Below are 1284 nucleotides of genomic sequence, written 5' to 3' on the forward strand. Positions count from 1 at the left end.
GTGGCGGTGAGTCTAACCCAGCCTCGTCAAGCGTTAAGTCGAGCAGCTCGGGAACGTCTGCGGACTCGTCGGCAGGGAATAGCAGTAGCTCTAGTGAATCTGCATTAGAACCCTGTGATGCAGAAGAAGAAGGGGAGACAAAACGTGTCTTGGCAACAGGGGTCAGATATATTTGTAAGAATGGTTTTTGGGTTGAGGTTGAATCGTCTAGTTCTGTTAGCAGTAGTAGCTATTTTGACATGACGAACCAGTTTAATGAGAAGGTGTCTTACGGCGAGTTCACCGACCCGCGCGACGGACAGAAGTATCGGACGGTTAGCCTGAAGGATGGCATCTATTATACGGACACGCTTGTGTATTTCGCGGAAAATCTCAATTTTGGAAAGATGATTGCGGGCGGTACGCTACAGGGCGACTCGACCAAGTACTGCTACGATGACGACCCGTGGTACTGCGAGAACGGCTGGGGCGGACTCTATACCTGGAGCAACGCCATGAACCTTCCTTCGGTCTGTGATTCTGTCTCGCTGGGGTCAGAACAATGCAATTATTCTTTTGCTCGAGACAAAGATGGAAAATTGATTGACGGTGAAATCATTCACCAGGGGCTTTGCCCGGATGGCTGGCATATAGCGAATGAAGGCGAATGGGCGAATCTTCAAGAAAAAAGTGGCAATAGTGTCGCTCATTATATGGGCTCAAAGGTTGCCGGCTTCGGTAATAACGATTATGGTTTGTCGATATTGCCAACAGGAAGTTGGGAGCGATATCCGAATGGTTCGTTGGTTTTTAGGGATATAAAAAAGCAAGCTATTTTTTGGACGCCGCAGCAATCAGCAGATGATGCTGAAAGGGCTCATCGTGTCGCGATAGATTCTCAAGACATGAGTCGCATTTACGAAGAGGTTAAAGCAAAACGCGCTCTTTCCATCCGCTGTGTAAAAAACTACTAATTATAACAAGATTTTAAACAAATTAACAAAGCCTTTCCTTTGAAAGGCTATAGGGGTTATGTGTCTAAACTCAACAAGAAGAACAAAAAGTCCAAGAAAAACCGTAACAATTACAAGATCGAGCCTCTCGAACCGAGACTCTTGATGTGCTCGCTGCGTAAAAATGATGCTCACATATAAATTTTTTAAACGAGTTATGACAAGGATATTTGAATGAACCTGCTCAGAATTTTTTGCCTGGCCCTGTTCGCGGCAACCATGTGCTTTACCGCCTGCGGTGACGACGACAGCAGCAGCTTCGTTGAACCGGAAAAGGAATCCTCGTCTAGCG

1 protein-coding gene is annotated in these 1284 nt (G+C 46.3%); it reads left to right on the plus strand.

Translation table 11 applies throughout. The features are described 5' to 3' along the window. Positions 1–953 (plus strand): FISUMP domain-containing protein (locus BUB94_RS16085; RefSeq protein WP_073238984.1); only part of this gene is annotated, 953 nt, incomplete at its 5' end. Positions 954–1284: the final 331 nt, after the last annotated feature.

Source organism: Fibrobacter sp. UWH9 (assembly GCF_900129715.1).
In the GTDB taxonomy this organism is placed as follows: Bacteria; Fibrobacterota; Fibrobacteria; order Fibrobacterales; family Fibrobacteraceae; genus Fibrobacter.